Origin of the sequence: Vibrio kanaloae, assembly GCF_024347535.1 — a bacterium.
GTDB lineage: Bacteria > Pseudomonadota > Gammaproteobacteria > Enterobacterales > Vibrionaceae > Vibrio > Vibrio kanaloae.
The window spans coordinates 1,421,488-1,435,723 of the sequence record NZ_AP025498.1 but is presented as its reverse complement, the minus strand read 5'-3'; the positions used below and the strand labels follow the sequence as shown (position 1 = coordinate 1,435,723).

Annotated in this window: 14 protein-coding genes; 8 read left to right on the top strand and 6 right to left on the bottom strand. The window is 42.5% G+C overall.

Annotated elements, in window-relative coordinates; genetic code table 11:
* Nucleotides 1-120: 120 nt before the first annotated feature.
* Nucleotides 121-903 carry a siderophore-interacting protein gene (locus OCV24_RS20575; protein ID WP_150878920.1) on the bottom strand — a complete coding sequence of 261 codons (783 nt, stop codon included), beginning with the start codon at nucleotides 901-903 and terminating at the stop codon, nucleotides 121-123.
* 328 nt (nucleotides 904-1,231) lie between these two features.
* Nucleotides 1,232-2,602 (bottom strand): L-serine ammonia-lyase, encoded by a 1,371-nt coding sequence (locus tag OCV24_RS20570; RefSeq protein WP_150878921.1) that lies wholly within the window; start codon nucleotides 2,600-2,602, stop codon nucleotides 1,232-1,234.
* Between the two features lie 290 nt (nucleotides 2,603-2,892).
* Between OCV24_RS20570 and OCV24_RS20565 the strand changes: the two genes are divergently transcribed.
* The gene (locus OCV24_RS20565) at nucleotides 2,893-3,789 is read left to right on the top strand and encodes a YdcF family protein (protein WP_136980405.1); all 897 of its coding nucleotides are present in this window, start codon (nucleotides 2,893-2,895) and stop codon (nucleotides 3,787-3,789) included.
* A 4-nt stretch (nucleotides 3,790-3,793) separates the two neighbouring features.
* Here the strand turns inward: OCV24_RS20565 and OCV24_RS20560 are convergent, their stop codons facing one another.
* Together OCV24_RS20560 and OCV24_RS20555 are read right to left on the bottom strand one after the other, a co-directional pair.
* Entirely contained in the window at nucleotides 3,794-4,471 is a 678-nt protein-coding gene (locus tag OCV24_RS20560) for a hypothetical protein (protein WP_017058613.1), read from the bottom strand.
* Between the two features lie 241 nt (nucleotides 4,472-4,712).
* Nucleotides 4,713-4,967 carry a putative hemolysin gene (locus OCV24_RS20555; protein ID WP_046223979.1) on the bottom strand — a complete coding sequence of 85 codons (255 nt, stop codon included), beginning with the start codon at nucleotides 4,965-4,967 and terminating at the stop codon, nucleotides 4,713-4,715.
* A 371-nt stretch (nucleotides 4,968-5,338) separates the two neighbouring features.
* Here OCV24_RS20555 and OCV24_RS20550 point away from each other — a divergent pair, with 371 nt between their 5' ends.
* The 6 genes from OCV24_RS20550 to OCV24_RS20525 all read left to right on the top strand — a co-directional run bounded on the left by OCV24_RS20550 (nucleotide 5,339) and on the right by OCV24_RS20525 (nucleotide 11,655).
* Nucleotides 5,339-5,857: an NUDIX hydrolase gene (locus OCV24_RS20550; protein ID WP_137007989.1), complete on the top strand. Its 519-nt coding sequence runs from the start codon at nucleotides 5,339-5,341 to the stop codon at nucleotides 5,855-5,857.
* A 236-nt stretch (nucleotides 5,858-6,093) separates the two neighbouring features.
* Entirely contained in the window at nucleotides 6,094-7,860 is a 1,767-nt protein-coding gene (locus OCV24_RS20545) for an ABC transporter ATP-binding protein (RefSeq protein WP_146442665.1), read from the top strand.
* On the top strand, nucleotides 7,854-9,638 hold the full coding sequence (locus tag OCV24_RS20540; RefSeq protein ID WP_146442668.1) for an ABC transporter ATP-binding protein: 1,785 nt from the start codon (nucleotides 7,854-7,856) through the stop codon (nucleotides 9,636-9,638). The genes OCV24_RS20545 and OCV24_RS20540 overlap by 7 nt, the downstream gene beginning before the upstream one ends.
* Before the next feature lie 233 nt (nucleotides 9,639-9,871).
* The gene (locus OCV24_RS20535) at nucleotides 9,872-10,156 is read left to right on the top strand and encodes a hypothetical protein (protein ID WP_146442671.1); all 285 of its coding nucleotides are present in this window, start codon (nucleotides 9,872-9,874) and stop codon (nucleotides 10,154-10,156) included.
* A gap of 73 nt (nucleotides 10,157-10,229) precedes the next feature.
* A complete protein-coding gene (locus tag OCV24_RS20530; RefSeq protein WP_146442674.1) occupies nucleotides 10,230-10,664 on the top strand; it encodes a hypothetical protein in 435 nt (144 codons plus the stop codon).
* A gap of 151 nt (nucleotides 10,665-10,815) precedes the next feature.
* Entirely contained in the window at nucleotides 10,816-11,655 is an 840-nt protein-coding gene (locus tag OCV24_RS20525; RefSeq protein WP_017058557.1) for a tetratricopeptide repeat protein, read from the top strand.
* 143 nt (nucleotides 11,656-11,798) lie between these two features.
* Here OCV24_RS20525 and OCV24_RS20520 read toward each other — a convergent pair whose 3' ends face one another.
* Nucleotides 11,799-12,119 (bottom strand): heavy metal-binding domain-containing protein, encoded by a 321-nt coding sequence (locus OCV24_RS20520; RefSeq protein ID WP_004730185.1) that lies wholly within the window; start codon nucleotides 12,117-12,119, stop codon nucleotides 11,799-11,801.
* Nucleotides 12,120-12,224: 105 nt separating this feature from the next.
* Nucleotides 12,225-13,124, bottom strand: a complete 900-nt coding sequence (locus OCV24_RS20515; protein ID WP_146442677.1) for a LysR substrate-binding domain-containing protein — start codon at nucleotides 13,122-13,124, stop codon at nucleotides 12,225-12,227.
* Nucleotides 13,125-13,215: 91 nt separating this feature from the next.
* On the opposite strand from OCV24_RS20515, the gene OCV24_RS20510 reads away from it, so the two are divergent.
* Nucleotides 13,216-14,235 carry a DMT family transporter gene (locus OCV24_RS20510; protein ID WP_136979842.1) on the top strand — a complete coding sequence of 340 codons (1,020 nt, stop codon included), beginning with the start codon at nucleotides 13,216-13,218 and terminating at the stop codon, nucleotides 14,233-14,235.
* Nucleotide 14,236 lies beyond the last annotated feature (1 nt).

Here is a 14,236-nt window from a genome sequence, read left to right as displayed (position 1 = left end):
ACGGGATTAAAGCCAAACGCCCTTAAAGATAGACACATCGTTAAGGGCGTTGTTATCAGCATTAGGAGCTAAGCGTTTTCAAAGATGCTTAAGATCAGTCGTAGTAAACAACTGGTCATTTTAGCTTGCTAAAGCTTGCGTATCTTGTTGCTTCAATACTTTATGGCCATCTTCAGTGACGCCACGTTTCCAGTAGCTGCTGATATAGATGTTTTCTTTCGCTACGTCTTTTTCGTTTCTGAAGTACTGTCTCAGTTCACGCATGCTTTCAAACTCACACGCCGTCCATACTGAAACTTGGCCCTCTAACCATTCTGTGTTGCGCACAGTTTGTGAAAGGGTGTCTGAGACTTCATCTGCAATTAACCAACTAACCTTGATACCTTGTGGCGCTTCAAGTGTTTGCTTGTCTTGTTCAGAATTAATTTGAACAACAGCGTAACCCGTTGCTGATTCTGGAAGTGTTTTTAATTTGGCTGAAAGAGCAGGCAGTGACGTCATGTCTGCCACTAAGAAGAACCAATCCGACTCAAGGTTTAGCCCTTGAATCAAGCCAGGGCCAACCACTGAAATAGTATCGCCCACTTGTGCGTTCATTGCCCATCTTGCAGCAAAACCACATTGCAAATCTGTGGTGATATGGCGAACGAAATCAACCTCGATAGAGTTTTCGTCAGGGTGGTATTGACGAACCGTGTAGGTACGCATGGTTGGACGATCACCGTCCTTCAATTGGTTTAAATCAGTTGAGCCTAATGGAGAGAATAAAAGCTTGATGTATCCGCCGGCACACTCTGTTGGGTATTGACTTAATCCCTCACCGCTAAGCGTTATACGTTGCATGTTCGGTGTGATTGTTGAGGTTTGGCTAACGGTTAATGTGATAGGACTAGGTTTGCTCATGAAAGGCTCTCTTAGGGTTTGATTTTTACATCATAATCCTGAATAAGACAACACTCAATAGTAATGGTTATCATTTACCTTTGTTTACACAAGCGTGACGCATTTTGAATCATTCCGTTAGATCGAAAGTCATCGACAAAAAAAGTTCATCGCGCCTTTATGGGGAAACCTCTTTGATCTTTAGAAAAAAGCCAGTTGTTGGCTGGCTTTGTTTGGATAGTGAGCACTGTTAGAAGTTAGCATTATAAGAATGCAGTTTTGGTATAGGCTTTCTTACAGTGGTTTCTAACAGTCTCGGTTTCTATCAGTTAATCATTTTTAATTTGTGCTATTCACAAGGTGGCGCCATATGGATTACTGCCAAGCCACCTAAAGAAGTCTCACGGTATTTCTTGTTCATATCTTTACCCGTTTGATACATAGTCTCGATCACTTTGTCCAAAGAGATAAGGCACTTGCTGGTACGTTTCAACGCCATGCGTGATGCGTTAATAGCTTTCATTGCACCCATTGCATTACGCTCAATACACGGTACTTGGACAAGTCCACCAATTGGATCACATGTCATGCCCAGTGAGTGTTCCATTGCTATCTCAGCAGCAATACAGATCTGTTCGTTGCTACCACCACGTAATGCAGTTAAGCCTGCAGCAGCCATTGATGAAGATACGCCGACTTCACCTTGGCAGCCAACCTCAGCACCAGAAATAGACGCATTGGTTTTGTAAAGAATGCCGATCGCACCAGATACTGCCAAGAAGTCTTTAAGCTGTTTTGTATCAAGTTCTTTTATGAAGCGATGGTAATACATTAACACGGCTGGAATAACACCGGCAGCACCATTGGTTGGAGAAGTTACCACTTGTCCGCCAGCCGCATTTTCTTCACTTACTGCAAAGGCGAACAGATTGATCCAATCCATGATTTCCATTGGATCGCTTTCGATGGAAGCATTAGCCTCAAGCTTTTTCAAAAGTGCAGGGGCACGGCGCGTGACCTCTAGGCCACCATCGAGAATACCTTCGGTATCAAAACCTCGTTGCATGCAAAGTGACATCACCTTCCAGATCTGGTCGGCTTTTTGGTCAATTACATCCATATCTTGGAACGAAATTTCATTACGCAGGATTAAACCACCCAGGCTGAGACCATTTTGTTCCGACAACTCCAACAACTGATCGGCAGAAGAAAAAGGGAACTCTACTTTTGTTTCGGACTCTTTTTTTCCGTGTTGTAGTTCGTCAGCCGTTACGATGAAACCACCACCAATCGAGTAGTAAGTTTCCATTTCTAGAAGACTGCCGCTTGCATCAAAGGCTGAGATAGTCATACCGTTTTCGTGAAGTGGAAGGTTAGTTTTGTGGAATAGTAAGTCGCTTTCTACATTGAAGTGAATCTCATGGTTACCGCTAACCATGAGAGATTTGTCTTCAATCGCTTTACGCATTGCTAAATTAGCACTGGTTATTTTGATAGTATCAGGGCGGTTGCCAAGCAGACCTAACAGCGTTGCACGATCGGTGTGGTGACCGATACCGGTTAGCGACAGTGAACCGTATAGGTCGATCTGAATACGAGCAACTTGTTCAAGTACAGATTCAATTTTTTGTGTAAAATTAAACCCAGCGATCATTGGTCCATTTGTATGGGAGCTGGAAGGCCCGACCCCAATTTTATAAATATCAAAAATAGACAGCATAGTAACTTCCTGTGAAGACGGTTCGATGAACGAACTCTGGTTAAATTTTGTTTTGTTAGCTTTATTTCTTTGAGTGAGACAAATGCTAACAAGCATAGGTGGTGAAACTCAAGATCGTGCTATTTTTGCTTTACAGTGGCACGTGGCTCTTGTGTGTGTGATTTATGATACTGCTATTAATAGTGAGCATTATTGTAAGCAACATGTAAGAACTTAAAAATACTTTTGTTAACAGGTATTGTATACATAATTCACTCCATCAGAACACCAAAACGAGACTTGAACATAAAATGAGCATTAATCACCTCCTTATTGTGCTGGGTAAGCGACTTAATGAGAACAAATTGACTGATGAAGGAATGAGTCGAATTGATGCTTTAGTTGATTATCTTACGGTCGAATCTAATCAGAAACTGGCGGTTGCATTTTGCGGTGGGGTGACCAAAGGCCAAACCCGCTCAGAAGCGGATGTGATGTACCAATATTATCGAAAACTTGAAGCTCAGCGTGAGTATCCGTTTACCTTAGGGGCTATTTTACTGGAGAAGGCATCGACAAGTACGGTTGAGAATATTCAGAATTTGGCCTCAGAAATGATTGAAAGCGGTCTGTTTACGCGTGGGCAAAGTGTGAAGGTGACGTTTGTTTCCAATGACTACCACTTACAGCGTATTTTCGAAGTTCAAGCGTTGATGGATGAACAAGGCTTGCTTAAGGTTCTGGTTGAGGAGTGTTCTTCGCTTGGGATCGAACTTCAAGTAGACCGTCGGCTAGATGCTCATGTTGCGGTGCCATACCCTCATCAAAGTGTTCAGGGGCATTTGTTTTTATTGATGGATGTACTGACGACTTATCGAGTCTATCTTGAAGGTGTCTGCGCGGGGGTATTTCAGCGAGACTTAGAGTCAATAAGACAAGAACCAGAAAGGCTCTCTTTAGAAGCCTTAGTTGTTGTAAAAGAGCTAGTCGCGAAAAGCTCCACGAAGAAAGGCTCGGCGACGCTGTCAGCTCTGTTTGATATTGTAGACAGTTTACTTCCGGTATTGGAACGCTGTATTCAACATACTCCAGCAGGTACAAATATTAAAAAAGTCAGGGAGTATCTAGCGCTACTAGACACAAACCTGACTTTGTTGAACCGATATCTAGACCCAGAATCTGACCACACACATCGCTGGTGGCGATAAGCCGTTATTTCTTTCTCGTGATGCCAAGAACCGTTTTAAGACTAGCAAAAGCAATCAAACAATAGGCTAAAAGCTCAGTACCTTCTTCGGCGATGTTTTTAACCACGCGCACGTAATTATCCCCCATAACGTTGTGCCAAAAACTGCCCATGCCAAACAGACGAGAAAATACCAATAACAGCATTACACCAGTAACCAAAAGGTTCATGTGCGGAGATGCAAGAATAAGCGCAAGCTGGTCAATGGTTCGTTTACCATTTTTAATCGCGTAGAAAATGGCACTGCCAGAAACCAATAGGGCAGGGACTACCCAAGCACCATGTACGATCTTGTCGAACCAAAAATCCATTTCACGAATAAACATCACACCGAAAAACGCGCTGATGAGCAGGGCTGCGTGCTTAACTTCGGTTTTCTTTCTTGCTAGATAAGCAAAAGATCCAGACGCAATAATAAGCAGTAACTGCTGCAGCATCTCGGTCACTGACACTTCGCCAACAGATCCATTGAACAATACAAAATCAATTCGAAGTGCCAAATTTACGATAATACCAATAGCTAAAACGACTAACGCCGTTTGACACCGTTTATAGATAACTTGTGAGGTGGATTGTGAGAGCGTGAACTCAGGGAGTTCAAACGACATATGAGCTTTTTCTTGTTTTTTAGGTTGGCTTTTCATATCAATTTAACATGTAAATATCTGTAACAGATCGATATTTTATCGACCTGATACATTCACAATGTCAGGGCTATGTCATAAATAAAACGCTGTTCAATTGCTATTTCGGTAAAGTAAACCGCCGCTGAGTAGCGGGCAGTTTACGTAATATCATGGGATTTTATTGGGTGAAAGTTGTGAAGAAATAATGCTTATTATATCGATGTGACGTCATAAGCTATCAGCATCACAGCATCACAGATTAGCTGTTTTCTTTTTGATCGTGGTTATTGCGGTAGTATTCCCACTGTTCGATACGCTGACCATCTTGTAATACACAATAAGTGGTTCGTTGATTATTTTCCGTTACCGTGTCCAATTCGCCGTCCTGTTGAACACAATAAACCGATGCTGGATTAGCGACTGAAACACGTTGACCTTCGCTATATTCTGCATAGTCATTCGCACAACCGCCTAATACAAGGGCAAACACAGCCATCAAACCAATTTTTTTCATGTTTATCTCCTAAGTGATAACTCTACAAGTGAATGTGTTAAGTTCTACAGAACTAAATTTGAAGCTCTATAAAACCAGTATATTTTAGATTTAAGAAAAGGTTGTTCTAATTTGGTCAAGATATTGAAATAGGTTGATATTTCCTCATTTTTAACTGTTTTTTGAGCATGAGATCAAGTTCAGTTAGGTTGGGGCCTTAAAAGATAGACACCCTATGATTCGAGGTTGGTAAGATGGGAATTATTCTCTTACGACCATGAATCCCCCGCGATAAAAATAATATCTTCCGAGTTTTGTCGGTCATTCTGAGCCTCTAATCTACGCTTGGTTATGATATGATGCCGCCCAAATTCAGTTGAGCAGTCAGAACGATGAGACACCTAAAAACCACAATTCACCCAGATATCGAACACTTAGATAATAAAACGGTATATAAGCGCAATGCCGCCCGTGCAATTGTTTTAGATGGTGAGGATGTTCTGATGCTCTATACGGAACGTTACCACGACTACACCATTCCTGGTGGTGGCTTGGACGAAGGCGAAGACGTGATCGCAGGTATGGTTCGTGAACTTGAAGAAGAGACTGGTGCTAAGAATATTCACAGTATTAAACCGTTCGGGATATTTGAAGAATTTCGTCCTTGGTATAAAGACGATGCAGATATGATGCATATGATCTCTTATTGTTATTCGTGCAAGATTGATCGTGAGCTTGGCGAGACGGATTACGAAGACTACGAAGTGAAAAACGGGATGAAGCCTGTTTGGATTAACATTCATGATGCGATTGCTCATAACGAGAAGACTATGGTCGAGAGCCCTAAAAAGGGCATGAGCATTGAGCGTGAGACATTTTTATTGCACTTGATCGCTAAAGAAATGTTGTAAATGGTCTTCGACTTCTAAACCTCCTTTTTTAAGCTCGTTAATTGTGCACCGCCTGAAAGTGGTCTGCTTTCCCCAGCGCCAAACACAACATTTAGTTTGGCATTGTACATAGGTTGTTCAATGTGGTTGATGCTACTAGCTAAATTGTTTTGGTGTATATTTGCCCCCGCGATTGTTCAACTTAGCTTGGGTTATATATCCAATCGCTGTGAACCTGCCTTAAGCAAAGAATCCTTATGAAGAATAAAAGACAGTTTATTGCCCACTACCTGCGCATGAATCGCACCTCTTACTTGATGGCGGTCGTGTTCATTTTCCTCGTTAACTGGTTACAAGTAGAGATCCCTCGTTATATCCAATTGGCGATAGATTTAATTGATGACGCTTCTTCAACTGGCCATCAGCAACTGCAAAGCTATGTTTGGATTGTAGTCGGCATGTCTGTCGCCATGGTGGTGGTGAGAATTCTGTCTCGTATCTATGCGCTTAATCCGGGGCGAATTACAGAAGCAGCGCTCAAAAGTACACTTCTACAAAAGCTGAATCGCTTACCGAGCAGCTTCCATGAACGCTTTGCTTCGGGTCGACTGATCTCGATTATCAACAATGACCTCAGTGGCATTCGACTGCTGTTTGGTGTCGGCTTCTTGCAGTTCTTCAATGCGTTGCTTGCGTTGTCGCTGACGCCTCTTTACATGTGGCGCATATCGCCAGAACTTACGCTTTATTCGATTATTCCTATCTCAATCGCTTTTGTGATTTTCCGTGTCGGCTTCAAGCGTATGAAAACGCTGCATTTAGAACATATGAAGCGATTACAAAACCTATCGGCTCAATTGATGAGTTACTTGTCTGGAATTGATCTGATTAAAAGTCAACAGATGTCACCTTGGGTGAAAGCCGAAACTGAAAAGCTTAACCAGTTATTGCTTGAATGCCGCCTCAAAATTACACGCATTCAAGTCTTCTTCATGCCGGTACTCGACTACGCCAATGACCTGATGAAAATCATCATTCTTGGGCTGGGTGGCTACATGTTAATGAGACAAGAGCTAACTCTCGGTGAGATTACCGCCTTTCTGACTTACTCGGTTTTGCTCGCTATGCCATTGATGCAGCTTGGCAGAATCGCGACCATTTATCAGCGTGGCATGGTAGGCATTCAAAGTGCACAGACCATTCTTAATGCCAAAGTCCCAGAGCTTGATGAAAATAAGCTCACGGAGTTAGATGTTGAATCGCTAAAGGGAAAAACGTTTTCCGTTCGCAATCTCAGCTTCAGCTATTCGGGTGAAGAGCGTCTGATTCTCGATGACATCAGCTTTGATATCCCTGCGGGCAAGAAAGTGGGTGTGCTAGGTGGAATCGGAGCGGGTAAAACGACATTAGTGAACTGCTTGAACCATCACTTGGATGTACCAGAAAGTTCGGTTTTTCTTGGCGAAAGAGATGTCACTAGCTTCTCACGCCGTGACTTGCGCCGCTATATTAAAACAGTTACTCAAGATCCTTACCTGTTTTCCGCAACCGTCGAAGACAATATTCGTTTTGGTAGCTTGGATACTGACTTGGCAAAGAGTCAGGTTGATGAAGTGTTAGAGCTCAGCCAGTTGGCGAGTGACGTTACTCGTTTTGAGCATGGTGACCAAACCTTAGTCGGTGAGAAAGGCATTATGCTGTCAGGCGGCCAGAAGCAGCGCTTAAGTATTGCGCGTGCTTTATTGCAACCCACCGACCTGATCATCATGGATAACGTTCTATCGGCTGTCGACTATGAAACAGAACGTAAGATTTTGGGAGGCCTGTTTAAGCGATTGGAAAATCAGTCAGTACTTGTGGTTTCACACCGTGTTAATGCTCTTGAATATATGGATGAAATCATTGTGTTGAACGAAGGTAAGGTGATCGCGAAGGGCGACCATGCCACGTTATTGAAAACCTGTGATTACTATTACGATACATGGCAACTACAGCAGAATGAAACGGAGGCAGCAGCATGTTAAAAGGTGTTGATCTCAAGTACCTCAAGCACTTTTTTAAGTTTGCTAAGAAATACAAAGGCTCTGCGATGTTGGGCATCGCTATGCTTCCTCTTTCTGTCATCACGAGTTTGTTGTTCCCTTGGCTGATCATTCAAGTGATCGATGTTCACCTGAGTCATGGGGATATGGATGGTCTGCTCGAATATGTCTTCTATCTTGTTACCGTGCTGGTGGCGAGCTATGTGGTGGATACCACCTATTCGTACAACCTGCGTAAAACAGGGCAATACACGATAACTGACATGCGCTCAGTGTTGTTTGCTCGCGTACTTAAACTGCCGCGCAGCTATTTTGATAACACACCGATTGGCGTAACGCTTTCACGATTAACCAGTGACTTGGAAACCATCGGCGAGACGTTTGTTCAGTCGGTTGTAGGGCTAGTTAAAGACAGCATCAATACCATTGCTCTGTTGGTGATGATGTTCTTTATTGATTGGCAGTTAACGATGATTGTATTGATCATTATGCCGCCAGTGATGTATTTGACGGTGTATGTGAGAAACCGACTTCGTGCCTTATATAAGGTGACTCGTTCTTCGCTGGCTCGGGGTATTGGCTTTTTACAAGAAGTCTTGTTTGGCATGAAAACTGTTCAGATGTACCGAGCGGAAGAGCAAGTCGAACAGCGCTACCAAGGCTATACTGATGAGTTTTTAAGAGCGCAGAAGAAGATCAATAAATACGATGCGATTTTGTTCTCGTTTATCTCTGGCATCACCTCTATCACCATCGCGATTATGATCTGGTATGGCTCTGAGCAAGTGATTGAAGGCGCACTAACCTTAGGTGTGTTGATCGCCTTCATCAACACGTTAGAGAAAGTGTTTGTCCCGATCCGTGATTTTACCTCGCAGATTGCTTCGATTCAGAGTTCATTCGCGGCGTTTGACCATATAGAAGAGCTGTTTGTTGAGCCAACTGAAGAGGAAGAGCATCATTTATTGCCATCAAAAAAGGTTGAAAAACAGCTAGAGCAGTTTGAGAGCCTTGAGTTTAAGAACGTGAGTTTCCGCTACAAAGACGATGCTCCGTATGTGTTGAAAAATGTCTCTTTTGTATTGGAGAAGAGACATCAAATTGCGCTTGTCGGTTCCACTGGATCTGGCAAGTCTACGATTCTTCGTTTGATTTCTAAAACTTATCAAAACTATGAGGGCAGCATTTTATTGAATGGTATTGAGCTGTCGCAGATTTCAAGCGAAGACTCTGCTCATTTGTTCTCAATGATGATGCAAGACGTGCACTTATTTGAAGAGACAATTCAGTTCAATATTGCGTTGGGTAAAACGCATCTATCTAAAACCGAGGTTGAGCAGGCAGCGCGTTATGTTTACGCCGATAAGTTTATTGAACAATTGCCACAAGGTTATGACTTCCACTTGGAAAAGAACGGCACAAATTTGTCTGTGGGGCAAACGCAGCTTATTTCGTTCGCAAGAGCGGTCGCCCAGGGTGGACAGTTGATGATGCTTGATGAAGCAACTAGTTCGGTGGATTCCATCACCGAGGATCTCATCCAAAAAGCGATGCAGCGTCTTTTCAGGGAAAAAACCGTGATTGCGATTGCACACCGTCTGAGCACCGTTCGTCATTCTGATACAATTTTGGTGTTGGAGAAGGGGGAAATTGTCGAACAAGGTAACCATCAATCGTTGGTTGCTCTGAATGGTATTTATGCTGGTTTGTTGAAAGAGTCAATTGTTGAAACGAGTGATTCTCAGTCTATTCTAGCTTGAAATCTCCAGCAGATTGCGGCACTTAAACAGACGATCTTGGCTTGATCACGCCTGGCTAGTTTTCTGTTGTTCTCTAGTATTCCCAATAGCTTAGAGGTAAATAAAGAATATTTACGAGTGTTGATATGTTATGATTTTGCGATAACTTAAGGATTGTCTTTGAGCACAAAAATGTCTGTAAGCAAAACGTATGTGCTTGTGTTAGTCACTTTCTGGCGAATATGGAATCGAAAATGTTGTTGGAAGAAGTAGTAGAGATTATTGAATTCACGGACTCAGACCATTTATCTCAAGCAATGGAACGGTTTAACGAGTATGGCTTTGTTGATGCTGAGCTTTTACCTTTCATGGATATTGTTTTTGAAACGGCGCCAGAGCAGTTAGCAAAAAAATTGTCGCAAAGTGGCTTTAACGGCAAGGTACGAGTTGAGAAGAATGATGACGCATCCGGCTTCCTCATTATTGATGCTGGACGTACTCAATTACAAGACGCCATTCAGATCAACAAAATAGCGTAAGCAAGGCAACGCTAAGTTTAGTAAATCGAACTTAGTACAGTAACACCAGTTATGATTATTAGAGGTTAATAAAGTGACAATAGCTACCGTATCACCAACAGAGCAACATATTTCCAGTGAGAATGCGCTTCTAGGTGCGTCTTTATTAGCAGCGCAAAAAGTTGAGTTAGCTCTATTCAATGTTGTTTCTAGATTAGCTAAAGCACTACCAAAGGAAACGCAGCAGCAACTAGGCTTGAACTTGGATACATTTTTAAGAGAAAAACCAAGTGAACAAGACTCGTCGCTGAGTTTTTATGAACAAACGTTTGGTGCGCAGCTTCCTATTAAAAAAAGCGAAATCAACGAATTTATTGACCACAGGAACTTAGTGATTCATAACTTTTGGCGAGTGACTGGTGCTGATGTGAAAGGCGGTGAGAAGCTTGCTAACCCAGAGCTTTACTTAAAAGAGTTCTTAGCTAAATGTGAGTACTGGCAAATGATGCTTAATACTCAAACTAAATAACTAAATAACTAAATAGAAATAAGAAAACCATAGTGAGTATGCTATGGTTTTTTACGAATGACGCTGAAGTTTTAAAATTGCCGGCTTTATCGCTTGTCTCTCATTTAGGAGATACATTGACACAACTATGAAATATATAAGGAATATGTAAATGCTTCGAATCCTATTGATTGCAGTGTTCTCACTGGTAACAACCATGAGCTTTGCAAGCGAGGAGGTTACCTACTCAGAAAAAGAGTATTTAGATAGACCGCTGATGGAACGCTATATCTTAGACGAGTTGAAGCAGTTGCGAATGGAACAGCAAGATCTTGAAAGGCGCTTAACCATTCAAATGACGGATCGTGAGCTTTCTGTGGCTGACAAGTCTCTGAACTATGCGAATGTCACTGTGACGTATTTTTTCTATATCATTGCTGGTGTTGCTTCACTCATTGCCTTGGTTGGTTGGCAATCAATTAAAGAGCTCAAACATACCACTAAAGAAATGGCTGATCAGCGACTTAATTCTATTGCTCAAGACTATGAGAAGAAATTCAATGTTCTTGAAAGGGATCTTAAGCGTAAGACCAGAATCATCTCGGATAACAACCGAGAGATTGAAATTATCAATGAGATTCATAACTTATGGTTGAGAGCGCAGAATGCGCAAACGGCAGAACAAAAGATTGAAATCTATGATGAAATATTAAAGATTCGTCCTGGAGATTTAGAAGCGCTAACCTCTAAAGCCGATGCTGCTATGGATATGCAGGAATACCACTGGGCAATGAGCCTATGTAACCGTGTATTAGAAGTCGATGATCAAAATGCTCACGCTTTGTATCAACGAGCTTGCTCATACGCAAGATTAGGAGCTGAAGCTCAGTCTATCGATGATTTAGAGCGTGCTATTGAAGCTAGTGGCTCAATGAGAGAACTGTTAGCTGAAGAGCCGGACTTTGAAATGTTGCGAGGTCTAGACCGTTTTGAGGCGCTTCGAGAGGAGTAATACTCACGAAAAACAGTATTCGGTGATGTGATTGGCTGACTGCTGAATGGACGTTCATGTCTAGATGAGTACAATTTAACCCTTCCAAGTTTGATAGGAAGGGTTAATAGTTACATAACACATTTTCGTGTTTACCTGCTCTATTAAGCTACGACAACAGCTGTGCCACTTGCTGAAACCATCAGCATACCATTACCTGTGCCTAATACTTCGTAATCGATATCAACACCAACCACCGCGTTGGCACCTGCTTCTATCGCTTTTTGCTCCAACTCTTTGAATGCGTAGTTACGTGCTTTCTCTAGCTCTTTTTCGTAAGTGCCAGAACGTCCACCCACAAAGTCACGAATTCCTGAAAACATATCTTTGAAAACGTTCACTCCTAGAATGGCTTCTCCGGCAATAACCCCTTTGTAATCGACAATGCGTTTGCCTTCGACAGATTGCGTGGTGGTAATAATCATAGTGTCCTCTTATTAAGCTAGCTTTATTGTTAGATGGTTTAGATCTTATTGTTGACGTTATGGTTGGGCTCTATTCGTTATTGCTTATTTAATCACTATTGAGCGTTAGCTTTTGCGTGTGAATTCATGCCTTAACCATGCTCTTAGTTGTAGCACACTTTCTTGTTTCAATTTGTTGTTAGGGCAAACAAAATAGAAATCCTGGTGTGGATTAGGGACTGGCTCTCCAAGCTCAACCAGCATACCGTGGCTTATGTCATCTTTTACAAATAGGCGATGAGTGACCAAGACACCAAGCGAGCGAATTGCGGCTTGCACAGCTTGAATAGAGACATCGAACGTCAAGTTACTGTGGAAAGTGGGCATTGGAACTTGGTAATGGTCGCACCACACTTGCCAGTCTAGTTTTCGTCTAGGATTAAATACACCAATGGGTGGACGCTGTTTTACTATCTGCTCAACGCTTAAGCCCATTTGATTTTTCAATAGAGTTGGACTGCACACCAACACCAGATCATCGTCGCCTAATTTTTCGCTGTAATACTGGTTCCACTCATTGGGTTTACCATGCACAAGGGCGATATCTACACCCTCTTGCTCTATATCGAAAGGCCCTGTTAACGTGGAAATACGGATATCGAGTGAGGGAGCGAAATTTTGGAAATCAGGGACTCGGGGTATCCACCAATGCATGGCGAGAGAGTTCACCATGTTAAGAGTTATGCGGTGATCGTTAGGCGTTCTTGCCAGCTCCTCGGTGGCTTCGATCACTTGTTCTAGTGCTGGTGCGACTTTTCGATAATATCGTTTACCTGCGGCATTGAGCACAACGCGACGTCCCACTCTCTGGAACAGTGGTTTATTGACCTGTTGTTCCAACGATTTTATCGCCTGACTGACCGCTGAGTGACTGACATATAACACATGAGCAGCCTCGGTCATGCTGCCTGTTTCTGCGACAGCAACGAAAGCGTAAACGGATTTTAGTGGTACGAGTTTCTTCATTGGTAAGTTTTCCTTACAGTTGTGGTTAATATTACTCGCTATTTTTCATCTCGTCATGTCTTTAAAGTAGTGGTCATAGGAGGTGATAATTATGTCTGATATTACCAAGGCAACAGTTTTTATGTTGTTGTCGACATTCAGTTTGTCTTTAAGCGGCTTATTGGCCAAGTATTTGTCTGAAACGATGGCAATCTCATTGCTGAGCTTCGCTCGGTTTCTATTACCTAGCTTATTTCTATTTTTCTTCTTGGCCTTTTACAAAATCACTCAGCCTTCACGAGAGATGTGGAAACCTTTGGTGATGCGGGCTATCTTCATGGTTGCGTGTCAGTGGTGCTTTCTTACATCATTACAAACCTTAACATTGGTTGAGGGTATCGTATTATTTAGTACTGGCCCTTTATTTATACCCTTGTTAGAAAAGTTAATGTTTGGAACTAAAGTTCATACAACGACGGTGATTTGCTTGGGAGTGACATTTGTTGGCGTAGTGCTGATGGCAGGGGATTGGTCTCAGTTTGAATTAGGCTCGAGATTCTTTAGGCCCGAGCTGCTGCTTGGGTTGTTAGCTGGTGTGTTTAATTCGGGCTCACAAGTGAGTTTGTATCGAGCCTCCAAGACTAGCCTTACACCAGCAGAATTAAACGCATGGACCTTCTTAGTCGCAGCAATACTCGTTTTTCCCATGCTCGCGGTCACGTCGCTCTCTTCCGCAGCGGAAGTAATTGGGAATGATAGAGGGTATGAGGCCTTAGCGACCTTATTGTCAATTGATAGCATCAGTTGGATTGGCTTTGGAGTCTTTGGGTTGGCGCTATTTACTATTAATACGCAAATTTTCCGCTCTAAAGCGTATAAGATGGTAGACAGTGGATCTCAGTTGGCACCTCTAATTTTCACTAACATGCTGTTCAGTGCGCTATGGCAGAGCTTGTTCTTTGATGATGTGTTTTCAACTCAGCAATTAATGGGTATTAATCTAATTGTCGTCGCGAGCATAACGAATACGCTATTGGCCAAAAGACACAGTAAGGCAAAAACTAAGCAGACACCGCGAGCGACAATCAATGAGATAGCCTCTTCTGTGTTGAGCTCCTCTGCTAAAAGCTAAA